This is a genomic window from Winogradskyella litoriviva (genome assembly GCF_013249065.1).
Taxonomy (GTDB): Bacteria; Bacteroidota; Bacteroidia; order Flavobacteriales; family Flavobacteriaceae; genus Winogradskyella; species Winogradskyella litoriviva.
This window is the reverse complement of sequence record NZ_JABRWQ010000003.1, coordinates 297,585-320,829: the sequence shown is the minus strand read 5'-3', so window position 1 is coordinate 320,829 and position 23,245 is coordinate 297,585. Positions and strand designations below refer to the sequence as shown.

At 33.4% G+C, this 23,245-nt stretch carries 22 protein-coding genes; 5 read left to right on the top strand and 17 right to left on the bottom strand.

Annotated features, from left to right (window positions below; all coding sequences use genetic code 11):
* The first annotated feature begins 13 nt into the window (after positions 1 to 13).
* The 3 genes from HNV10_RS07935 (at position 14) to HNV10_RS07925 (ending at position 4,317) form a co-directional block, all read left to right on the top strand.
* Positions 14 to 2,311: a M1 family metallopeptidase gene (locus HNV10_RS07935; protein WP_173300799.1), complete on the top strand. Its 2,298-nt coding sequence runs from the start codon at positions 14 to 16 to the stop codon at positions 2,309 to 2,311.
* A gap of 102 nt (positions 2,312 to 2,413) precedes the next feature.
* Positions 2,414 to 2,704, top strand: a complete 291-nt coding sequence (locus HNV10_RS07930; RefSeq protein ID WP_173300798.1) for a Sec-independent protein translocase subunit TatA/TatB — start codon at positions 2,414 to 2,416, stop codon at positions 2,702 to 2,704.
* A 116-nt stretch (positions 2,705 to 2,820) separates the two neighbouring features.
* Positions 2,821 to 4,317 carry a S8 family peptidase gene (locus HNV10_RS07925; RefSeq protein ID WP_173300797.1) on the top strand — a complete coding sequence of 499 codons (1,497 nt, stop codon included), beginning with the start codon at positions 2,821 to 2,823 and terminating at the stop codon, positions 4,315 to 4,317.
* Between the two features lie 51 nt (positions 4,318 to 4,368).
* Here the strand turns inward: HNV10_RS07925 and HNV10_RS07920 are convergent, their stop codons facing one another.
* From HNV10_RS07920 to HNV10_RS07870, 11 genes are all read right to left on the bottom strand, one after another.
* The gene (locus HNV10_RS07920; RefSeq protein ID WP_173300796.1) at positions 4,369 to 5,010 is read right to left on the bottom strand and encodes an O-methyltransferase; all 642 of its coding nucleotides are present in this window, start codon (positions 5,008 to 5,010) and stop codon (positions 4,369 to 4,371) included.
* Positions 5,011 to 5,041: 31 nt separating this feature from the next.
* A complete protein-coding gene (locus HNV10_RS07915) occupies positions 5,042 to 5,269 on the bottom strand; it encodes a hypothetical protein (protein ID WP_173300795.1) in 228 nt (75 codons plus the stop codon).
* 54 nt (positions 5,270 to 5,323) lie between these two features.
* Positions 5,324 to 6,409: an amidohydrolase family protein gene (locus tag HNV10_RS07910; RefSeq protein ID WP_173300794.1), complete on the bottom strand. Its 1,086-nt coding sequence runs from the start codon at positions 6,407 to 6,409 to the stop codon at positions 5,324 to 5,326.
* A gap of 61 nt (positions 6,410 to 6,470) precedes the next feature.
* The gene (locus tag HNV10_RS07905) at positions 6,471 to 7,007 is read right to left on the bottom strand and encodes a 3-hydroxyanthranilate 3,4-dioxygenase (RefSeq protein ID WP_173300793.1); all 537 of its coding nucleotides are present in this window, start codon (positions 7,005 to 7,007) and stop codon (positions 6,471 to 6,473) included.
* 141 nt (positions 7,008 to 7,148) lie between these two features.
* Positions 7,149 to 7,931 (bottom strand): SDR family oxidoreductase, encoded by a 783-nt coding sequence (locus HNV10_RS07900; RefSeq protein WP_173300792.1) that lies wholly within the window; start codon positions 7,929 to 7,931, stop codon positions 7,149 to 7,151.
* A 126-nt stretch (positions 7,932 to 8,057) separates the two neighbouring features.
* Positions 8,058 to 9,497: an aldehyde dehydrogenase gene (locus HNV10_RS07895; protein ID WP_173300791.1), complete on the bottom strand. Its 1,440-nt coding sequence runs from the start codon at positions 9,495 to 9,497 to the stop codon at positions 8,058 to 8,060.
* Between the two features lie 20 nt (positions 9,498 to 9,517).
* On the bottom strand, positions 9,518 to 10,153 hold the full coding sequence (locus tag HNV10_RS07890) for a hypothetical protein (protein ID WP_173300790.1): 636 nt from the start codon (positions 10,151 to 10,153) through the stop codon (positions 9,518 to 9,520).
* A 3-nt stretch (positions 10,154 to 10,156) separates the two neighbouring features.
* The gene (locus HNV10_RS07885; RefSeq protein WP_173300789.1) at positions 10,157 to 10,555 is read right to left on the bottom strand and encodes a RidA family protein; all 399 of its coding nucleotides are present in this window, start codon (positions 10,553 to 10,555) and stop codon (positions 10,157 to 10,159) included.
* 129 nt (positions 10,556 to 10,684) lie between these two features.
* On the bottom strand, positions 10,685 to 12,082 hold the full coding sequence (locus HNV10_RS07880; protein ID WP_173300788.1) for an FAD-dependent oxidoreductase: 1,398 nt from the start codon (positions 12,080 to 12,082) through the stop codon (positions 10,685 to 10,687).
* A 269-nt stretch (positions 12,083 to 12,351) separates the two neighbouring features.
* Complete coding sequence (gene kynU / locus HNV10_RS07875; protein ID WP_173300787.1) at positions 12,352 to 13,629, bottom strand: kynureninase; 1,278 nt, start codon at positions 13,627 to 13,629, stop codon at positions 12,352 to 12,354.
* A 184-nt stretch (positions 13,630 to 13,813) separates the two neighbouring features.
* On the bottom strand, positions 13,814 to 14,494 hold the full coding sequence (locus tag HNV10_RS07870) for a hypothetical protein (protein ID WP_173300786.1): 681 nt from the start codon (positions 14,492 to 14,494) through the stop codon (positions 13,814 to 13,816).
* Positions 14,495 to 14,535: 41 nt separating this feature from the next.
* Here HNV10_RS07870 and HNV10_RS07865 point away from each other — a divergent pair, with 41 nt between their 5' ends.
* Positions 14,536 to 15,336 carry a class I SAM-dependent methyltransferase gene (locus HNV10_RS07865; RefSeq protein WP_173300785.1) on the top strand — a complete coding sequence of 267 codons (801 nt, stop codon included), beginning with the start codon at positions 14,536 to 14,538 and terminating at the stop codon, positions 15,334 to 15,336.
* Between the two features lie 34 nt (positions 15,337 to 15,370).
* Here HNV10_RS07865 and msrA read toward each other — a convergent pair whose 3' ends face one another.
* From msrA to HNV10_RS07850, 3 genes are all read right to left on the bottom strand, one after another.
* Positions 15,371 to 16,033, bottom strand: coding sequence for a peptide-methionine (S)-S-oxide reductase MsrA (gene msrA, locus HNV10_RS07860; protein ID WP_173300784.1), 663 nt, complete (start codon positions 16,031 to 16,033; stop codon positions 15,371 to 15,373).
* 130 nt (positions 16,034 to 16,163) lie between these two features.
* Complete coding sequence (locus HNV10_RS07855; RefSeq protein WP_173300783.1) at positions 16,164 to 16,949, bottom strand: zinc ribbon domain-containing protein; 786 nt, start codon at positions 16,947 to 16,949, stop codon at positions 16,164 to 16,166.
* Between the two features lie 2 nt (positions 16,950 to 16,951).
* Positions 16,952 to 18,046, bottom strand: coding sequence for a Nif3-like dinuclear metal center hexameric protein (locus tag HNV10_RS07850; protein WP_173301009.1), 1,095 nt, complete (start codon positions 18,044 to 18,046; stop codon positions 16,952 to 16,954).
* 48 nt (positions 18,047 to 18,094) lie between these two features.
* Between HNV10_RS07850 and lpxK the strand changes: the two genes are divergently transcribed.
* Positions 18,095 to 19,093 (top strand): tetraacyldisaccharide 4'-kinase, encoded by a 999-nt coding sequence (gene lpxK, locus HNV10_RS07845; RefSeq protein WP_173300782.1) that lies wholly within the window; start codon positions 18,095 to 18,097, stop codon positions 19,091 to 19,093.
* Here the strand turns inward: lpxK and HNV10_RS07840 are convergent.
* The 3 genes from HNV10_RS07840 to lipA are packed head-to-tail and all read right to left on the bottom strand — an operon-like array spanning position 19,086 to position 23,243.
* Positions 19,086 to 21,326: an ATP-binding protein gene (locus HNV10_RS07840; protein ID WP_173300781.1), complete on the bottom strand. Its 2,241-nt coding sequence runs from the start codon at positions 21,324 to 21,326 to the stop codon at positions 19,086 to 19,088. The two genes, lpxK and HNV10_RS07840, sit on opposite strands and share 8 nt — an antisense overlap.
* Before the next feature lie 49 nt (positions 21,327 to 21,375).
* Positions 21,376 to 22,371, bottom strand: a complete 996-nt coding sequence (gene gap, locus HNV10_RS07835) for a type I glyceraldehyde-3-phosphate dehydrogenase (protein ID WP_173300780.1) — start codon at positions 22,369 to 22,371, stop codon at positions 21,376 to 21,378.
* The gene (gene lipA, locus HNV10_RS07830; protein WP_173300779.1) at positions 22,371 to 23,243 is read right to left on the bottom strand and encodes a lipoyl synthase; all 873 of its coding nucleotides are present in this window, start codon (positions 23,241 to 23,243) and stop codon (positions 22,371 to 22,373) included. Before lipA ends, gap begins: the two co-directional genes overlap by 1 nt.
* Positions 23,244 to 23,245 lie beyond the last annotated feature (2 nt).

Genomic DNA, 23,245 nt, shown 5'->3' with positions numbered 1-23,245 from the left:
CAACTAATTATTTATGAAAATTATTAAGTATTTCTTATGCGCTTTTTTGTGCTCGTCATTTCTAGTAAATGCTCAAGATGAAGTTAAAGAAGAGCGTCAATCTGGTCATACCAACCAAAATAAATTTAAACAGCTTTACGATGAGTTTGCCACTCCAAATATGTTCAGAACAGGATCTGGAGCGCCAGGACCAGCATATTATCAGCAACAAGCAGATTATAAAATGGATATTGAAATTGATGATGAAAAAGCAATACTATATGGTAGAGAAACAATAACATATACTAATAATTCTCCAGATGATTTAAATTACCTTTGGGTACAACTTGATCAAAATAGACGTGCAAGGGATTCAAAAACACCGCTTATTGGAACATCTGCAATCGCACCAACTAAAACATCTTCTGGAGCTGTAAATTCATACTTAAAAGAATCTTTTGATGGTGGTTTTCATATAGAGCATGTAAAAAGTGTAAACGGTAAAAGTTTAGAACACACTATAAACAGAACTATGATGCGTGTAGAGTTGCCAAGCGTATTAAAATCTGGAGAAAAGTTTTCTTTTAAGATTAAATGGTGGTACAATATTAATGATCACGTAAAAGATGGAGGACGATCGGGTTACGAGTATTTTAAGGAAAATGATAACCGCATATATGTTATGGCTCAGTTTTATCCGCGTATGGCTGTGTATAATGATGTTGAAGGATGGCAAAATTCACAATTTTGGGGACGAGATGAGTTTGCATTGCCATTTGGTGATTTTGATGTGAATATAACAGTACCTGCAGACCATATTTTAGACGGAACAGGTTATTTAGTAAATAGAGAAGAGGTATTTACAAAAGATATGATGAAACGCTATAAAAAAGCTAAAAAATCTTATGAGACACCTGTTATGATTGTAACACAAGAGGAAGCTGAGGTTACTGAAAAATCGAAAAGCAAAAAGAAAAAAACATGGAAACTTTCTGCTCAAATGGTGCGTGATTTTGGGTTTGCAACCTCTCGTAAATTTTTATGGGATATGATGGCAGTTAAAATTGGAGATAAAGATGTAATGGCTGTTTCATTATACTCCAAAGAGGGTAACCCATTATGGGAGCAATGGTCCACAAAAGCTGTAGCAAGTACATTAAAATCGTATTCTCGTATGACGTTTAATTATCCTTACCACAAAGCAATTTCAGTACATGCACCAATGGGAATGGAATATCCTATGATTTGTTACAATTATGGTCGTCCTGATGTAAATGGAAATTATTCAGACAGAACTAAATACGGAATGATAAGTGTAATTATTCATGAAGTTGGGCATAATTTTTTTCCAATGATTGTAAACAGTGATGAACGTCAATGGACTTGGATGGACGAAGGTTTAAACACTTTTGTACAATATGTAGCAGAACAAGATTTTGGAGAATGGTACCCAAAGGCATTATCACCTAATGATAAAGCATATCCATCTAGACGTGGACCAGCCAAAAATATTGTTAGATATATGGGCGGAAATCAAGATTATATTGCACCAATCATGACCAAAGGTTTAAATACTTACCAATTTGGAAATAACGCATATAGTAAGCCTGCTACAGGTTTAAATATTCTTAGGGAAACCATAATGGGTCGTGATTTATTTGATTATTCATTTAGAGAATACGCTAACCGTTGGATGTTTAAGCACCCAACACCAGAGGATTTCTTCCGCACAATGGAAGATGCTTCAGCAGTAGATTTAGATTGGTTTTGGAGAGGTTGGTTTTACACAACAGATTATACAGATATAGGAATTAAAAAAGTTAAGAAATTTATTGTCTCTGCAACACCGAATGAAAACGGAAAGCAATTAGCTCAGCGTTATAATAGAGATTTAAACAGTTTGGTTTATTTTATTGAAGAAGGTGCAGAAGGATACGATGAAGCGTTACTAAAGGCAGATGTTATAGACCAAATTCCAACAGTAAAAGAATACATTATGGATAATTTTACGCCTGCTGAACAGAAAGAAATGAAGGCTACACCTAAGTTTTTCTATCAAATTACTTTTGATAAACCAGGAGGATTAGTAATGCCAATAATTGTAGAGTTTACTTATGCAGATGGTACTAAAGAGAAACAAACATATCCTGCTCAGATTTGGAGATATAATGATAAAGAAGTTAACAAGGCAATTGCAAGTGAAAAAGAAATTGAATCCATTAAATTAGATCCAGATTTAGAAACAGCAGATATTGATACATCTAATAATGCTTGGCCTAAAGAAGAAAAGGAAAGTGCTTTTAATAAATTTAAAAATAAATTAAAAGACTAAAAAAGTTGTTTTAAAGATTTTAAAGCCGATAATGTATTATCGGCTTTTTTTTATTTTCAATTTCAAGTGGTATAATTCACAAACTCACTTTATATTTGCAATGTGATACATCAACCAACATTTTTATTTATAGGAGGCACAGAAATAATTTTTGTGTTATTTATTGTTGTCTTAGTTTTTGGTGCAGATAAGCTGCCAGAAATAGCTCGTGGATTGGCTAAAGGGATGCGTCAAATCAAAGATGCTACAAACGATATTAAACACGAAATTTCTAATAGTGCTAAAGAAAGTAATATTTTAGATTCTGAGGTAACCAAAAATGTAAAGGAGGAACTGAATAAAGTAAAAGATAATCTAGAAGACTTTACTGGTTCATTAAAAAGGAATGAATAATCTTACTTTTCTTATAAACACCCCTTTGTTTTTGTTAATATCATAAATTTAACGATTAAATTTTGCATATTATTTAATATATTTAGAAAATAAATTAACCATCTAAATTTTATTAAATGAAAAAAATGTACAAATTAGTAGTGCTATTTTTAGTTATTACCTTGGTGTCATGTTCTAATGATGCTATTATCGAATCAGAATCTCTTCAATTTCCAGAAAACCCTTTAACGGCTGATGAAATTAATAATCGTATTAGTAAAAGTATAAAAACAACAGGCGATTTTGATTGGAATAAAGAAGATGCACACTTCTTATGGAGCGCATTAACCCATGGACAATATGTTTTAACTGTTGGTTATGGTAATGAAGGACAGAGTTTCAGTGAAGAGAGAGATCCAGAATTAATACAGAAGAAAAATAGTTTAATGACAACTATAATGTCTATAGAAGGCGTTGAAAAAGAAAAGTTTAGGTCTACAGAAGATGCCATTTTAACTGTTTTTGACGCAGAAGTAACAAAGCTAGAAACTATAATAGCCCTTAAGAAAAGTGAATTTGTAAGGTATTTAGAACCTAATGGTTATAATCTGTATGCAGATGGATCTGAGCAAAAATCTAGCTCAGGATGCGATAAATCTGCGGATTATATTAATCCTACACATTATTCTACTATTTCGCCAAATAATGCACAAGTGTCATGGCATTTTGATGAACATAATATTCAGCAAGCATGGAATTTATCTACAGGTTCAGGTATTACTATCGGATTAATTGATACTGGTGTTTCAAAATATCAATCACTTTTAACTTCTTCAGGTATAAATGATGGTTACTCTTCTGGTCGTTTTGTTCAAAAATATGGAACATTTATAGATTCTAATTGGTGGTGGTCTAACAATTATGATGGACCAGATGATAAGTGTGGTCATGGCACAGCAATGGGTTCTACAATGGCAGCACCTAGAAATAATGATGCAATGCCTGTTGGAGTAGCTTATAATGCAAATTTAGTAGCTTATAGAGCAACAGAAGATGTGTTATTAAATGATTATCACGAAAGAAAGGGTGTTTCTAAAGCTTTAACACAATTAGGTAACAGAAGTGATGTAAAGATTATTTCTATGTCAATAGGTTATGTTTGGTCTATTGGAAATATAAAAGATGCCGTAAAATATGCTTACGCAAAAGGAAAATTGATTTTTGCAGCTGGCGGAACGTCAACAAGTTTTACAAATGGCTTTGGTGTAATTTTTCCGGCAACGATGAGCGAAACTGTGGCTGTAACGGGAGTTAACGATGGCAGCAACTACGAACGTTGCGAAACTTGCCATAGCGGAAGTAAAATAGATTTTACAATAATAATGGAAGGAGATAACAATACAAGTAAAGCGCCTCCTGTATTAAATTTTTATAATGGGCAACGACGTTACACTGGTGGTTCTTCAGCTGCAACTGCCACTACAGCAGGTATAGCAGCTTTAGTTTGGTCTAGGTATCCAAGTTGGAGTAGAACTCAAGTACTTAATAGATTAAAACAATCGGCTGATTTATACCCTTATAAGAGTAGTAGTTTTGGTTATGGAAATATTGATGCCTTGCAGGCAGTTCAGTAAATTTATATATCAATCAATAAAAAACCTCTTCAAAAGTTTGAAGAGGTTTTTTTATTTTTTTCTGCTAATAGTTAACCCATCTCTTATAGGTAATAGGACGGTTTCAATACGTTCGTCTTCTTTTAAAAGGGAATTGTAATCTAAAACAGCTTTAGTAGATTTATCTTTTTCGTCTAAGGGTTCCACAACTTTTCCGTGCCATAAAACATTATCTGAAAGAATTATGCCTCCAGAATTTAACTTATCAATTATTAAATGAAAATAATTAGAGTAGTTAGGTTTATCTGCGTCTATAAAAACTAAATCGAATGTTTTATTTAATTGTGGAATAATATCTAAGGCACTTCCTGTATGCTGAATGATTTGTTTACCATAATTAGATTTGTCAAAATATTTACGTTGAAAGTCAACCAATTCTTCATTAATATCAATAGTATGTAATTCGCCATCACTAACTAAGCCTTCTGCTAAACACAATGTAGAGTAGCCCGTAAACGTGCCTAATTCTAAAATAGATTGCGGTCGTATTAATTTAGAAATCATACTCAACACACGACCTTGATATGGTCCACTGAGCATAATTGGTTGTAAAACCTTCTGATATGTTTCTCTAGTGAGTTGTTTTAATAAATCAGGCTCTTGTTCAGAATGTGCAACAACATAGTTGTCTAGTTTTTCTGGTAAGAAATACATATCGGTAAATATTTAAAGAAATGAATATATATTATTCAGCGGACTCTTCTTTTGGTAATTCGAGTTCAGTTTCTTCAACTTCTGGTTTTCCCATAAAGAACAGAACTGCACCTACAACAATAAGTCCGATTTTAATTGCCCAAGCAGCTGTGTCTCCCCAAGAATAAATCCACATTAATATAGTTGGTACTCTATCAAAGAAATTTAAAACAATAGCAAATAGGCCAAAAAAAGCCATGTATCCTCCAATTTTTTTCATAATTTATTTAGTTGGTTAGAGTTTAAATATAGAAATAAAAATTGAATTTCAAAGCTATGTTGTTATTCTAGTGATTAATTTTTGCTTAGCGTCTTCATCATCACCACACAACCATTGTATTACATTGTCCTCCCAAATAGCATCACCTTCTGCTTCTGTAATAATTTTTCTATCTATAGCTAAATCAATGATTTTTCCTGGATAAGACGATTGTTTTTCACTTTCCATTTCACCTAAAGGATAAGGGTCATCAAGTCCCATTATAACTTGTTTAGAACCTTGATTTCTAATCAATAATTCTAATCCACCAGTATCATGTACTAAAGTGTCGAAGAAAATATTTTTATGACCAACCGCTTTTCTTGGATGACTTTTGCCTTCAAATAAATCTGGTCGTCCATCGAAACCTTGGATGCGTCTGCCTAAATTAATTTGTGCTAATTGTCCACCATGAGCAAAACAAGTTCTCATGTTAGGATATTTGTCTTGGTAACCATTTAGAGTTAAGAAGTGGTACGCATCGCCACATTGCGCGAGCATCCAAATTAAGTGAAAACGCCAAGATGTGTTTTCTAATTTTATAAACTTCTCGCCATCGTATGGATGAATTTCAACGGCCAAATTATACTTGTTGGCCATTTCAAAAATTGGTTCGTTTTCTTCATCAAAAATACATCGCCAAGTCCCAATAGAATCCATGTAATGCGTAGGTAAGCACAAAAGTTGCATGCCTAGTACTTCTACACAGCGTTCTATTTCCCAACAAGCACTTCTTACAAAGCCAGGATGAACAACAAAACCACATGTAAATTTACTAGGATGATTATGCTGAACTTTAGCATTAAAATCATTCTGAAAACGTAAAGCTTGCTTCATTTCTTCAACCCTTAAACCGTTACCATAAAGTTGAGATAAATTTAAAACAACTGCATGGTCTAGTTTGTTTCGCTCCATCCATTCTAATTTTTCATCTAAGAAAAAACTAGAATCTGTTATAGGACGATTCCAATCTTTTTGAAGCATAAATTTACGGTCTTTATCTACCCAAAAGATGCCTTTGTCTTTCATAAATTGTGGTATTTCTTCAGGATAGGGAAGCAAGTGTGAGTGACCGTTTATTCTTAATTTACGTTTTGTCATGAGTATTGTGATGTGCTGAATTAGGCAACGCCTTTTAGAGTTTTGAATTGAAATTTAATAACTAGTCTTCTATTTGTACTTTCTTTGGTGGTTCCATAATTTCGCCACAATTTGGACAGCTACGTTTGTTTTTATCTCCATAATATTTATCGAAAATTGCAGGCATATCGGTTTCAATATTATCTAAAGTAAAATCTTCCTCATAAAGTTTTGTTGTACAATTTTCACAATACCATAATAACGCATCTTGTACACCTTCGTCTCTTGGGTATTCTATTACTAAACCGACGGTATTCGCACCACGTTGAGGTGAGTGAGGCACTTTTGGTGGTAATAGAAAAATATCACCTTCCTTAATATGAATATCTTTAGGTACACCTTCGTCAATAACCTTTAATATTATGTCACCTTCCACTTGATAGAAAAACTCTGGTGTTTCATTATAATGGTAGTCCTTTCTGCTGTTAGGGCCACCAACAACCATAACAATAAAATCGCCATCTTTCCAAACCACTTTGTTACCTACAGGTGGTTTTAATAAATGACGGTTGTCTTCAATCCATTCTTTAAAATTTATTGGAGGATATATCTTGCTCATAAAAAGACCCCTTTTAATTTCCCCAAAGGGGAAAAACTCAATGCGGGAATTTGAGTTCAATTAGAAAATTTATTTATATAAATATAGTACATTTTTTGCGCAATTGTCCCTTCCCTTTGGGAAGGTTAGGATGGGCTTCTTTTAAAGACTCTTAGTTCTCCCTCCATCAACAGGAAGATTAATTCCGTTAATATAACCTGCGCGTTCACTTGCTAAAAAGGTAATAGCATCAGCTAACTCTTCTGGTTTCGCGAAACGTTTTGCTGGTACAGCACTTTTCATAGCATTGGCCGCTTCTTCTTCTGTATTTCCCGTTTTTGCAGATTTGTTTTTTATGATTTCAGCTAAACGTTCCGTTCCTGTAGCACCAGGTAAAACGTTATTCACTGTAATACCAAATTGCCCTAATTCATTGGCTAAAGTTTTACTCCAGTTAGCCACTGCACCACGAATGGTGTTACTAACACCTAAACCATCTAAAGGTTGTTTTACAGAGGTTGAAATAACGTTTATAATACGACCATAACCTTCAGCCTTCATGAATGGAACAACCGTTTGAACTAATACATGATTACATTTTAAATGCTGCGTAAAAGCGGATTCAAATTCATCTACTTCAGCAGAAAAAACAGGACCTCCTTTTGGGCCTCCTGTATTGTTAACTAAAACATGAAAACCATGATGTTTAGAAACATAGTCTGATACTTTTGCTTTCAATTCCGTAGGGTTTGAAAAATCAGCGACAATATAATCGTGTGGTCTTTGTTGCGGTAACTCGGCTAATGTAGCTTTTAACTTGTCTTCGTTTCTAGCAATTAGAGTTACTTGAACACCTTCTGCTGCTAAAGCTAGTGCTGTTGCTTTTCCTATTCCTGCTGTGCTTCCGCAAACTAGTGCGTATTTGTTGTTTAGTTGTAAGTTCATAAGCCCATCCCAACCTTCCCAAAGGGAAGGGGTTTTGTTTAGAGTTAATATTTTAAAAATTTATTCAATTTATATTTAGAGTTCCAATCTAGTTTCTTCCCTAATGGGAAGACGGAAGATGGGCTTCTAGTATTTTATACAAACATTTTTAGCTTCCGTAAAAAATCGCAAGGCTTCAAAACCACCTTCTCTACCAACACCAGAAGCTTTTACTCCTCCAAAAGGTGTTCTTAAATCGCGCATCATCCAAGTGTTTACCCAAACAATTCCTGCTTGTAATTGGTGACTTAGTTTCATGGTGCGTTTTAGATTGTTTGTCCATAAGGTTGCTGATAAACCATATTTTACTTTGTTTGCCATTTCTAAAACCTCGTCTTCTGTGTGGAATGGCATAATGGTTACTACTGGTCCAAAAATTTCTTCTTGGTTCACTCTGCAGTTGTCATTAGGAACTTCAATAACCGTTGGCTCTAAATAATAACCGTTTTCATAACCATTAACAGTAACTTCATTTCCACCACATAACACAGTTCCATTTTCATTTTTAGCGATTTGGATGTATTCTTTTACTTTTTCTAAATGCGGTTTAGATACCAGTGCTCCAATATTGGTGTCTTCGTTTGAAGGATGCCCAACTTTTAACGCTTTTACTTTAGCGACAAAATCTGTTTTGAATTTCTCATAAATAGAGGCTTCTACAAAAATGCGACTACCACATAAACAGATTTGGCCTTGATTAGCAAACGACGAACGAACTGTCGTTGCTAACATATCTTCATAATCGCAATCTGCGAAAATGAGATTTGGGTTTTTTCCGCCTAATTCTAAGGATAGTTTTTTGAACATTGGTGCTGCGACTCTGGCAATATGTGCTCCTGTTGCCGTGCCGCCTGTAAAACTTATCGCTTTAATATCTGGATGTTCAATAATCGCTTGTCCTGCAGTTGTTCCTACACCATGAACAATATTCAATACACCATTTGGTAAACCTGCTATTTTACAAATTTCGCCTAATAAATATGCTGTCATAGGTGTGACTTCGCTTGGTTTGGCAACGACGCAGTTTCCTGCTGCTAGAGCTGGTGCGATTTTCCAAGTAAACAAGTAGAGTGGAAGGTTCCAAGGTGAAATACAGCCCACAACACCAATGGGCTGGCGTAAGGTGTAATTTATGGCTTGTTGTCCTACGGATTCATGACTTTCACTTGCAAATTGTGTAATCGCATTTCCAAAGAATCTAAAGTTACTTGCAGCTCTTGGTATATCAACAGCTTTAGCCAATGAAATGGGTTTTCCGTTGTCTTTACTTTCTGCTTCTGCAAAACTTTGTAAGTTAGCTTCTAGTAATTCTGAAATTTTAATTAAGATTCTGCTACGTTCTTCTAATGTGGTTTGCGACCAGCTTGTAAATGCAGATTTGGCACTTTTGTAAGCCTCGTCTACATCGTCTTTAGTTGAATTTGGGATTTGTCCGTAAACTGTTCCATCGGATGGATTATAATTATCTATCCAGTTCCCTTGAATTGGATTTTGAAATTTTCCGTTTATGTAGTTTTTGATGTTCACTTTAGTATTTTCTTAATTCATCATTCTTTTGAAGGATATATGGAATCAATTTGTTTTAAACTAAATTCATAAGTTTCAGTTAGTTCTTTTTCATACCAATATAGGTCACTCATAGTCATTTGTATTGATGTCATGATTTTGCCAAAGCTCCTAATATCGCTGAAATCTGCACCAAAAAAAATCTGAGTGGATTGAGACGTAAATTGGTTATAACTATCTTGATATGTATACAAACCATTTAAAGCTTTTAGAAGTTTGGGATTAAATTCTTTGCCAATTCCTGATTGAATACTTGTCTGAAAAGCTGCGTTTTGAAGTCTCGGTGTTCGCATACCTCTCCAAAATCCTAATTTACCTTCAATTTCTTTTTCAGATTTGGGAATTTCCATATTTTGAAGTGTATCTTTTACCATTATATGATAATTTTTTATGTTGTCTATAATACTTTTATTAGTGCTGATTTCATCTTTCAGCATATTAATAGCGGTAATAACGTTGGCTTTGATTTTCTTTTCTTCGTTTTTGTTTTGAAGATAAAGAGCTAATAAAATACCAATAACAATTAATGCAATTTCGCCAATAGCGTAAAGAATATAACTAAAAAGACTTTTATTCTTAAACATTTTTACTCTGTTTTTACGGAATAGGTTAATCATTAATTACTGTTTCTTATAAGCCATAACTTTAATCTCAACCACCAAATCCGGATGTGGTAATTGATGCACTGCAACTGTTGTTCTTGTTGGCCCTGTTTCTTTTTCAAAGAATTCTGCGTAGGCTTTGTTGTAATCTGCAAAGTCATTCATGTTAACTAGAAAAGACGTAACGTCAACCACATCTTTAAGGCTTGCTCCAACTTTTGCTAAGTTTTTTTCTATGTTTTTTAAGACTTCTTGAGTTTGTGTATAGGCATTTAAGCGTTTTGTTCCCATCTCGTCAATGATATCTACGCCTGCGATGCTGTTGTCTGCGCGACGAGAACTTGTACCTGATACGAAAATGAAATCGCCTACTTGTTTAATGTGAGGATAGGCTCCTCTTGGTGTTACTTCACTCATATAAATAAAGCCCATCCTAGCCTTCCTAAAGGGAAGGAACTCTTACTCGGGCGAAGTTAGAGTTTTGTTGTTTTGTTAATTTTTTTAAACCGTTTTCAGTTCCCTTCCTTCGGAAGGGTTAGGGTAGGCTTACAATCCAGCAATCCTATCGTCTTCTAAAATCGCTTCAGTTTCTACTTTTACTTTTTCTAAAATGTCTTTTAAATTATCTTCTGATGAAATAATTTTATCTGTTAACATATTTAAAATAGCCTTGTCTTGTGCTCTTCCTCTTAACATGGCTTGTCTGTAACCAATATTTTCATTAAAGGTAACCAAACTATATTTTGATGAATAGGCACTAGGAAATTCTTTTTCTAAGGCCATTTCAATTTTTCGTTTTTCTTGAAATATTGGATTCGCAACATGACCTTTCATTTCATGGAAATTGTCAATGGCTAAATCGGCAATGGCATCAGTATCCTTCTTTCTATTTTTCTCGTAAGCTATAAACGTAGCTTCCCAATTATCTAGATTTTGATCGAGAACTTTATCAAATTCAACCACATCTTCAAATGAAGCGTTCATCCCTTGACCATAAAAAGGAACTATAGCATGCGCTGAATCTCCCATGAGTAAAGTATTGCCTTTATAATGCCAAGGGGAACATTTTACCGTTCCTAAAGCTGCTGTTGGATTTGCGAAAAAATCATCCACCAAATTCGGCATAATTTCTAAGGCATCCGGAAATTCTTTTTGAAAGAATTGCGTTACCAATTCTGGTGTTGTTAAATTATTAAAATTGTACTCGCCTTCGCTGTAACTTAAAAATAAAGTGACTGTAAAACTACCGTCTAAATTGGGTAAGGCGATAAGCATAAAACTGCTTCTTGGCCAAATATGTAATGCGTTTTTATAGGTTTTATAACTGCCATCTCCTTTTGGTAAAAAGGTTAATTCTTTATAACCATGACTTAAATAGTCTTGAGAAAAACTAAAAAGGAATTTCTTCCCTAAATAATAGCTTTTTCGTAATGCTGAGCCTGCTCCGTCTGTGGCAATTATGCAATCTGCATCTTCAATAAATTCGTCTTTAGAATTGTAATCTTGAAATGTAGCTGTGGTGTTTTCGAAATCTACAGACTTACATTTTTTATTGAAATGAATAGTTACATTATCATGTTTTTCGGCTTCGTCTAGCAATAAACCATTTAATTCACCTCTAGAAATGGAATTGATGTATTCGTAATCCCTTCCGCTGTAATTAGATAAAAACGTGTTGCCTTCTTTGTCGTGAATCATTCTGCCGTTCATAGGAATGCACAATGCTTTCACTTTATCTTCAATACCAACGAGTTTCATGGCTTTGTTTCCACGGTCTGAAAATGCTAAATTGATGGAACGACCTGCAGAAATATCTGTGGTTCTTAGGTCTGGACGCATTTCGTAAACAGTGACGTTGTAGCCTCTTTGCCCTAGTCTTAATGCTAATAGGCTTCCGCAAAGTCCTGCGCCTATGATTAATATGTTTTGTTGTTTGTTACTCATATATTTATTTTTTCTGTTCATTTGCCTTGATGCAAACGAACCAAAAATCACAATCAAAATATAGGAAATTGCTAAGGCATCGTTCACTTTCGGAATTCCGTGCTTGAAGCTTCGCTTCGCATCTACATTCCTTCGCTCACTATTTCTGAATTTTGATGTTCAATTCTTTGAATTGATTTAGGACTTGAATATTTAGTTTATAATTATTCAAACGGATTTTCGTTCCTTTCTAAATCTATATTCTCAACGGCATCTGTATTATTAGAGAATTATGTTGAGCTCTTTAATATTTCTTTCATTTTTTTAACCATCAAATAAACATCTTCAAATGAATTATACAATGGTACTGGTGCGCATCTAATGACATCTGGTTCTCTCCAATCGCTAATAACTCCGGCTTCGGTTAATTTATCGTGTAACGATTTATCAGCGTTTAAAACTTGAATAGATAACTGACAACCGCGTTCTTTAGGGTTTTCTGGCGTAATAATTCTTATGGTATCTTCTCCTAAGTCTTTCAGTAAAAACTCGAAATATCCAGTTAGTTTTTTCGATTTTTCTATCACTTTATCAATACCAACTTCATTAAACATATCCAATGAGGCTTTTATGGCAGCCATTGATAAAATTGGTGGATTACTCAATTGCCAACCTTCGGCTCCTGGTAATACATCAAACTCATGGCGCATGTTAAAACGCGTATCTTTATTATGACTCCACCAACCTGTAAAACGGTTGAGGTCTTTGTTGTAAGCGTGTCGCTCATGGACAAAACAACCCGATAAACTTCCTGGTCCAGAATTCATGTATTTGTAAGTACACCAAACCGCAAAATCGGCTCCAGAATTATGTAAGTCTAAATTGACGTTTCCGGCGCCATGTGCACAATCAAAACCGACTTTACAACCATAGCTGTGTCCTAAGTCTGTTATGCGTTTAAAATCGAAAAACTGACCAGTGTAATAATTTACACCTCCAATCATTATTAATGCAATTTCTTTACCGTGTGTTTTTAGTATAGATTCTAAATCTTCATAATTTAATAATTCTTCACCTTCTCTTGGTTTCCAAAGAATTAAACCTTCCTTGTCATCAAAACCATGATGTCTTAATTGTGATTCTACAGCATATTTATCTGAAGGAAAAGCATCACTTTCAATAAGAATTTTATAACGTTCTTTAGTTGGTTTATAAAACGAAGCCATCATAAAATGAAGATTCGCCGTTAAAGAATTCATCGTAACAACTTCAATTGGTTTAGCTCCAACCAGTTTTGCTGTTGCTTCTGTTAAAAATTCGTGATACGGTAACCAAGGATTTTTGGCATCTGTATGTCCTTCTACACCAAGATTTGCCCAATCTTCTAATTCTTGATTAATATAAGCTTTTGTTGCTTTTGGTTGTAAGCCAAGTGAGTTACCACAGAGGTAAATAAGTTCATTTCCATCTTTGTCTTTAGGAATATGAAATTGTTGTCTGTAACTCGATAATTCGTCTAAAGTGTCTTGTTGTTTTGCGTAATCAAGACCAAGTTTATAGTTGGACAATTTTGAAAGGTTTTTCGGTTTGTAACAAAAATAAGGATTTTAAAGCACAAAAAAAGCGCCTTGAAAACAAAGCGCTTTTTAATATATATAGACGCCAAAAGGCGGAAAATGTAAGCTATACGTTTTAAGTCGAAACTCTTTACGCGAACCTTACATTATAGATTGCAAAAGTAATGCCATAATACTACTTATCCAAAGTAATACTTACATCTGTAAAGTTTAGATTCCAGTTTCCATCGGCTTTTTTATGGTCAGTGGCAATTTTTATTCCATTATAAGTTTGATAATTTTCAAAAGTTGTAGTAAGTGATGGTTCTTTAGCGTTACCTTTTCTAAAAACCCATTCTCTTATAATAAAGTCATTGTCGTAAAAAATATCATAAGCATCACCTGGTGTATATCCACCTTCGTTAGGATACGTTAAGGTTATCATATTTAATTGTTTTTTATTTATTGGCGAAACAGTAAAAATGGGTTCTGATACTTCTGCCGAGTTGTCCCAAACTAGTTGAAAAGGTATTAATAACCAAAATTTGTCGTTTATGAATCCTCGGTCTGCTCTAACATGTGAGCTATCCATTTTACTTCTAATGTATTCAACACTTGTTTTACCAGTTGTCATTTTTATTTTATCTTTTTTAGGAAACCAAGACCATGACCTTCCGTTGCCTTTAAGGGTATCTCTATCAACTTGAAATGTGAATTTAATTTCGGATACATTTTTCCAGTTTTTATAACCATGTGCATTAGCAATTTTCTCCACTAAGCTTGTTTCTGTATCATATTGTTTAGGAACTTTTTGCTGGTCAGATTTGCAATTGAAGGCAAGTAGTAAGCAGATTATACTAAGGAAAAAAGGTTTCATATTAAAAAGTTGTTTTAAATTACAACCAAAATTAATGAACCATGGATGACAACGCTAATTATTTTGAAGTAAATAAATCGACTTGGAATAAAAAAGTAGCTATACATGCACAAAGTGATATGTACAATATGGAGGCTTTTAAAAACGGAAAATCATCCTTAATGGCATACGAATTAAACGCTCTTGGTAATGTTGAAGGAAAGTCGCTTTTGCATCTACAATGTCATTTTGGACAAGACACCTTGAGTTGGAGTAGAATAGGAGCAAAATGTGTTGGTGTAGATTTGAGTGATGAAGGTGTAAAATTGGCAAAACAATTAAACGGAGAATTAAATCTTGATGCGGAGTTTGTTTGTTGTAATGTTTTAGATACGTCGAAACATATTTCTGAACTTTTTGACATTGTTTTTACAAGTTACGGAACCATAGGTTGGTTACCAGATTTAAAGCCTTGGGCAAAAATGATTTCTGAAAGACTAAAAGTTGGAGGTACCTTTTATATTGTAGAATTTCATCCTATTGCCTGGATGTTTGATTATATAGATGGGCAGCCAAAAATGAAATATCATTACAATAAAGATGAAGTAATTTATGAAGAATATGAAGGGACTTATGCTAACCAATCTTCAAAAATGGTAAGTAAAGAATATGGATGGAATCACGGATTAAGTGAAGTTGTAAATTCCCTTATTGAAGCTGGGTTACAAATTGATTATCTTAATGAATACGATGAAAGCCCATATGATGTGTTTCCAGATTTAATAAAAACCGAATCGGGAATGTATAAAATGAAAGATCAACTGTTTCCTATGATTTTTGAGTTGAAGGCAACAAAAAAATAAATAAAAAAGCCTGAACATCTGTTCAGGCTTTTTATTAATGCTTCTCATCTTCCTTTAGCAACTCCGGAAACTTAGCTTTAAATTTATTTAATCTAGGAATAGATACATTTCTTATATAACCTTGGTTTGGATGAAGTCTTTCGTAATTTTGGTGGTAATCTTCACCAATCCAAAATTTTTGAAAAGGATAAACCTCTGCAGCAATTGTAGCATCTAGTTCTATGGCTAAGGCCGCTTTTTTATCTTCAATAATCTTTTTTTGCTCATCATTTTGATAAAAAATAATAGAACGGTATTGCGAGCCATGATCTGGTCCTTGTCCATTAACTTGTGTTGGGTTTTGAGAGCCAAAATAAACATCTACCAGTTCTGAAAAACTAATAATATTTGGGTCGTAAATAATCTCAACGGCTTCTGCATGTCCTGTCTTACCTGTGTTGCTAGCTTCGTAAGTTGGGTTTTCTGTAAATCCACCAGAATATCCAGAGATAGATTCTTCTACACCTTTTACACTTTCAAAAATTGCTTCTACACACCAAAAACAACCGCTAGCAAAATAAGCTCTTGCTTTTCCGTCTTGTAGCGGAACTTCAATTGGGTTGGCATTAATAACCTCCTGTTGCTTTGGATTTACTTGTGCTTGGTTATGGCAACTAAATAAAAAGGTAAGTGTTAAAATGAATAATAATTGTTTCATGTTTTTATTTTTTCTTTTTCTTTTCTGTCGTGTTAAGTTACAAATCCTTAATAATAATAGTTTTAAAAAAATCTTAAATAAAAAAAGCCCTTGCAAATGCAAAGGCTTTAGTATAATATTTAATCAATATTTATTTACTAAGCTTAGCAAATAATTTGTTCATTTTTACTTTTTCTTCTTCAGCTAAAGCGGCATCAACTAATATACGACCACTATGCTCATCTGTAATTACTTTTTTACGAGAAGCAATTTCTACTTGTACTTGAGGTGGAATAGTAAAGAAAGAACCTCCAGAAGCACCACGCTCTATAGCAACAACAGCTAAACCATTTTTTACGTTATTTCTAATTCTAAGGTAAGCTTTAACTAAACGGTCATCAATTTTCTTCTGAAAATCTAAAGATTTATCGATAAGTGCTTCTTCTTCTTTCTCAGTTTCCTTCAAAATTTCGTTAAGCTCTCCTTTTTTGTGCTTTAAATGTGCAGTACGATCTTTTAAACGATCTTTAGTCTCAGTAATTATTACTTTTTTCTGCTCTATTTGCGCTTTAAATTCTTTAATGTGCTTTTCTGCTAGTTGAATTTCTAATTCTTGAAATTCAACTTCCTTAGTCAATGAGTTATATTCTCTGTTATTTCTAACATTTTTTTGTTGCTCACTGTATTTTTTAATTAAAGTTTTTGCTTCTTCAATTAAGTTTTTCTTTCCTTTAATCTCGTCATCGATAATAGATAAGCTATCATTAAGTTTATCCATTCTTAAGTTAAGTCCTTCTACTTCGTCTTCTAAATCTCTAACTTCTAAAGGAAGCTCACCTCTGACATTTCTTATCTCATCTACTCTAGAGTCAATTAATTGTAAATCATATAGTGCTCTTAATCGCTCTTCAACAGAAACTTCAGCTTTTTTTGCCATAATTATAAATACTTTATCGGATTTGTATTTGTCTTTGATAAAATGATTGCAAAATTAGTAATTTTTTTTGAGAGATAGTCTACTAAAAACGATTTTGTGAATTGTTCACTTTCATAATGCCCAATATCTGCTAAAACGATGTCGTTTTCTGCACTAAAAAAATCATGATATTTTAAGTCTGCGGTTATTAAAAGGTCAGCATTAGAGGCCTTTGCTGCAGAAATAGCAAAACTGCCAGAACCTCCTAAAACAGCAATGCGCTTTATTGGTTTATTTAAAGGTTTTGAATGCCTAATGCAGTCGGTTTGCATTTTAGTTTTAATATATTTTAAGCAATCTTCAGTTTTCATGGCGTTTTTGAGCTCGCCAATCATTCCCATTCCAATTTGTTGATTAGTATTTTCTAAGGTTGTAATTTCGTAAGCTACTTCTTCATAAGGATGTGCATCAAACAATGCTTTTAACACTTTAGATTCTAAGTGTTTTTTAAAAGTTACAGATATAGCTGTTTCCGCTTCTGTATGTAATTGTCCTTTTTCACCAATAACTGGGTTAGACTCTTCATTCCCTAGATAAGTACCTTTGCCTTCTGCGTTAAAACTGCAAGATTCGTAATTGCCAAGGCTACCTGCGCCTGCTTTAAATAAAGCAGTTCTTAATGCTTCTGCGTTGGCTTTTGGAACGTAAGTTTGTAATTTTTTTATGGTTTTGGTTTGTGGAATTAAGATTTTTTTATTTGTTAACTCTAATTGGTCGCAAATAATGGAGTTTACGCCATTATATGCATTATCTAAAGCCGTATGAATAGAGAAAATAGCTATATTATTTTGAATGGCTTTAATAACTACACGTTCAACATAAGTTTTTCCCGTTAATTTCTTTAAACCAGAAAATATAATAGGATGAAAGCTTACAATGAGATTACATTTGTTTTCTATGGCTTCGTCTACAACGGCTTCAAGAGTATCTAATGTTACTAAAACACCTGAAACTTTTTCGGTTTTATCACCTACTAATAAACCTACATTGTCAAAATCTTCTGCATAGGCTAAAGGAGCTAAATTGTGCAAGTGATTAATTACGTCTTGTATAATCATAACTGTATAAGTGTATATTTGTTTCAAAAATAATATAATTTAGTCGTCGTGAACTTAATCCGCATCATATTGTTTCCTGTTGTACCAATTTATTACCTTATTACTTGGTTAAGAAATTGGTTGTATGATGTTGGTATTAAATCTTCAAAATCTTATGATTTTCCTGTTATTTGTGTAGGAAATCTAAGTACAGGTGGTACTGGTAAGACACCAATGATTGAATATTTAATTAGACTTTTAAAGGATAATAAGTCTCTTGCAACCTTAAGTAGAGGATATAAACGAAAAACAAATGGATTTGTTTTAGCTGATAACAATGCAAATGCAGATACTATAGGAGACGAACCTTTTCAGTTTTTTAGCAAATTTAAGGATGTAACTGTAGCTGTTGATGCTGATAGACAGCATGGAATTTTGGAACTAAGAAATTTAAAGCCGCAACCAGATGTAATATTATTAGATGATGCCTTTCAACATAGAAAAGTAAAGGCTGGTTTTAATATTATGCTTACTGCTTATAATAATCTTTATTATAAAGATTGGGTGTTGCCAACAGGTAATTTACGCGAGCCAAGATCTGGAGTAAAGCGCGCAGATTTAATTGTGGTGACAAAATGTAATAAAGACATTTCTGATGCGGAAAAGCAAAAAATTGCTTCAAAAATATATTTAAAAGAAAATCAGCAACTTTTTTTTAGTTATGTGGATTATTCTACAAAAGTGTTATCTGTTTCTAAAACAATGGAATTGATAGATTTACCAGAGTTTACATTAGTTACAGGTATTGCTAATGCAAAGCCATTGGTTGATTTTTTATTAGAACAAGGATTAAAATTTAATCACTTAGAATATAGTGATCATTATAATTTTAAGGTTTCGGATATTGAAACAATAGCTTCAAAAACAATGATACTTACAACGGAAAAAGATTATGTGCGCTTATCGGATAATGAGGAGTTAAAAAACAAATTATTCTATTTACCTATTGAGATAAAAATAGACAAAACAGAAGAGTTTAATTCAGCGGTACGTGCGTTTATTAGCTAAAGTAACTTGATACTATTTTTTCTCCAGAAAGGGCTGCATGTAGCTTAGTTTCAAAATCTTCTTGTTTAAATGGTTTAGAAATTATGTCATTAAAACCAGCTTCACCAAACTCGTGCATTTTGTCTTCTAGCGTAACTGCTGTTAGTGCAAAAATAGTGAGTTCTGTATCGAAGGTTCTAATAATCTTGGTAGCTTCTAATCCACTAATTCCTGGCATATGAATATCCATTAAAACCACATCGTAAGTCTCTTCTTTTACTTGTTCTACGGCAGCTTCACCATTATCTACAACATCGCAATATAGATTCATTTTATTAAGAATCTTTTTTGTAATCATTTGATTGATTTTGTTGTCTTCTACAATTAGAATTTTAACATTACTTAAATCCAAAGTATCCATCTTATTAACTTTTTTAACTTCTTGTTTTACTGGTTTGTTGGCTTCAGCATCATATTTTAATGGAATTTCAAAAAAGAATGTGGTGCCTTTACCAAGCTCACTCTTTAAATAAATATTACCATTTAAAATTTGAATTAATCCTTTTACAATTGATAAACCGAGACCGGTTCCGCCATATTTTCTGTTAATTTGAACAGAGCCTTGAGAGAAACTCTCAAACATGTGGTCTTGTTTTTCTTTTGTAATACCGATACCATTATCTTCAATTTCAAAACGGAGTTTGTACTCACCATTTAGGTCGTCAATTTTATAGGCTCTTACCCATATGTCTCCATCTTTTGTGAATTTAATAGCATTTCCAAGTAGGTTAATTAAGATTTGGGAAATCTTTAGTTGGTCGCCAATAAATGATTCTGGCAAACTGTCTTCATATTCAAAATGTATTTTGGTATTTTGGTCATTAGCAGAATTGCTAAGTGCCGAAATTACATTTTCTAATTTATTTTTAAGGTTGAAATTTTCTGGGTCTAGTTCAACTTTATTAGCTTCAATTTTATTAATTTGAAGAATATCATTGATAAAGGTTAATAGGTAATCTCCAGAAAACTTTAATGATTTAAGGTGTGGTATTTGGTGTTCTTTTGGGTCTTCATCTAATAACATGTTTGTTAGACCCGTAACGGCATACAAAGGTGTACGTAACTCGTGTGTAACGGTAGATAAAAAGTTGGCCTTTGTCTTAGAGGCTAATTCGGCTTTCTCTTTTGCAACTATTAGTTCATCATTCTTTTTGTGAAGCATAGTGTTGGTATTCAGCCTAATATTGTTGTTTTTATAAAGTGATAGCGTTAATAGTGATAAGATGGTGATTAGAGCGATACTCAATATAGTAGTAATTCTCGTAAATGCACTTTCTGCAGTCACCTCGTCTATTTGTGCTTTTAATTGCGCGTTTTCGGCATCTTTATATTTACTTATGTATTGGCCAGACATTCCTGGTGGCAGGTTTTGCCGCTTAATATTTAATATGGAATCTGATAGTTGTATATGCCTCTTTATAGATGCATAAGAATTCTTGTAATCTCCGTTTTTTTCGTGTATTTCACTTAACGTTATATATGCTTCGTTTATATTTTCTAAAATGTTGTTTTTTTGAGCAAGTAATAATCCTTCTTCTACTTGCGATAAAGCTGTTTCATTATTATTTAAAGCGCTAGACACTTTTGCACTCTGTATTAATGCGCTACTAAGACGATCTTCTTGACTATATTTTTTTGCTATAATCATCGTTTTTTCTAACTCCGATTTAGCTTCTTCAAAGCGGTTTTGTGCTATGTAGACTTTAGCTTCATTTAGTGTTACATCAGAAATATAAGCTTCTAAATCTACTTGTTCAAAAAGATTTTTTGCCGAATTAAAATATTCTAATGCATTGTCATATTCTTCTAATGTGCTGTGAATTACACCTTTAATGTTGTAGGTAATGGCTAGATTAGTGTAATCATCATTAGCACGTTGAATCTGAATAGCATTAAGAAGAGAACTATTTGCTTTGTCTGGTTTATTGACTAAAAATTGAACTTTTGCTATCTTGGTATGAATTTTACCTTGACTTATTTTATCATCAATATTTTCTGCAATATCTAAGGCTTTATCTAAATTATCTTGAGCACTATAATATTGACCACGATCACTGTCTAATTTAGCTTGAATTAAATGATTTTGTAGTCTTAAGGCCAAAACGTCTGTATCTTCTACGCTATCTTGTTGCGCGAAAATCAGACTACAAAAACATGCTAAAACTACAAATATGTGATATTTGAAATGGGACATTCAGCTCATTTAATTTGAGCAAATATAATTATTTATTCGATAAAAGCTATTATTTTACCGATAAATTACATATAAGGTCAAGAATTCTTGAGCTATATCCTGTTTCATTATCGTACCAGCCTACAATTTTTACCATGTTTCCAATGACCGAAGTCATTTGCGCGTCAAAGATGCAAGAATGTGGGTTACCTACAATATCAATTGATACAATTGGGTCTTCTGTATATTCTAGTATTCCTTTTAATTTATTAGCAGCAGCGTCTCTAAATAAGGTGTTCACTTTTTCTATATTGGTTGGTTTATTAACATTAATAGTAATATCGGTTAAGGAACCATTGGCCACAGGAACTCTTATTCCGCAACCACCTATTACATTAGCTAATTCTGGAAATATCTTTGTTAAGGCTTTTGCTGCTCCTGTTGTTGTTGGTACGATGGATTGTCCGGCTGCTCTTGCTCGTCTTAAATCTTTATGTGGTTGATCGTGTAAACTTTGATCAGTTGTATAAGAATGAATAGTGGTGATGTAAGCTTGTTTAATACCAAAGTGTTCATTGATTAAAGAAATCATTGGAGCTGCATTGTTAGTAGTACAAGATGCATTAGAAACAATGGTTTCATTACCATCTAATAAATTGTCATTAACACCTAAAACAATGGTTTTTATTTCATCCTCTAAAGCAGGAACTGATAAAATAACACGTTGCGCTCCATTAGAAATATGGTTTTGTAGTGCTTCTTTTGTTTTGAATTTTCCCGTAGATTCAATAACAAAGTCTGGTTTTAAAGCAGACCAATCTATATGTTTGGGATGAGACTCTCTATATAATGGTATAGAAACGTTGTTAACAATGATATGATTTTCATTAAAAGAAACCATCTCATTTAATACACCATGTATACTATCGTATTTTAATAAATGACTTAGAGTTTTAGCGTCTGCTAAATCATTTATGGCAACTACCTGAATTTTTGGGTTTTGTAAGGCGAGTCTAAAAACACGACGACCAATTCTTCCAAAGCCATTAATGGCAACAGTAATCATTAATTAATATGTTTTTGAGCTCTGTAAGAAGATCTAACCAAAGCACTACTTTCAACATGTCTAAAGCCAAGTTCTAAACCGATTTCTTCGTATTCTTTAAACTGATCTGGATTTATAAAATTTTGGACCGGTAAGTGCTTTTTGCTAGGTTGTAAATACTGTCCAATAGTAACAATATCTACATCATTATCTTTTAAATCGTGTAATGTTTGGATTACTTCGTCTCGTTTTTCACCTAGTCCTAACATTATGCCAGATTTAGTTCTACGTTGTCCTTGTGCTTTTAAATATTTTAAAACGCCAAGGCTACGGTCGTATTGCGCTTGTATTCTAACGTCGCGAGTTAAGCGTCTAACGGTTTCAATATTGTGTGAAACAACTTCTGGAGCAACCTCAATAATTCGGTCAATATGTTTCTCAACACCTTGAAAATCTGGAATAAGTGTTTCTAAGGTTGTTTCGGGATTCATGCGTCTAACAGCATTTACTGTTTCTGCCCACATTATACTTCCCATATCTTTAAGATCGTCACGATCTACACTTGTTAAGACAGCGTGTTTAATATGCATTAGTTTAATAGAACGTGCTACTTTTTCTGGCTCATCCCAATCTACGCTTTCTGGGCGTCCGGTTTTTACACCACAGAATCCACAAGATCTTGTGCAAATGTTACCCAAAATCATAAATGTTGCAGTACCTTCTCCCCAACATTCACCCATGTTTGGGCAACTTCCAGAAGTACAAATGGTATTTAGTTTGTATTTGTCAACTAAAGATCTAAGTTCTGTATATTTTTTTCCTGTCGGTAATTTTACTCTTAGCCATTTGGGCTTACGTTCTGGTAAAATATTTGATGCGACTTTGGTTTCCATGC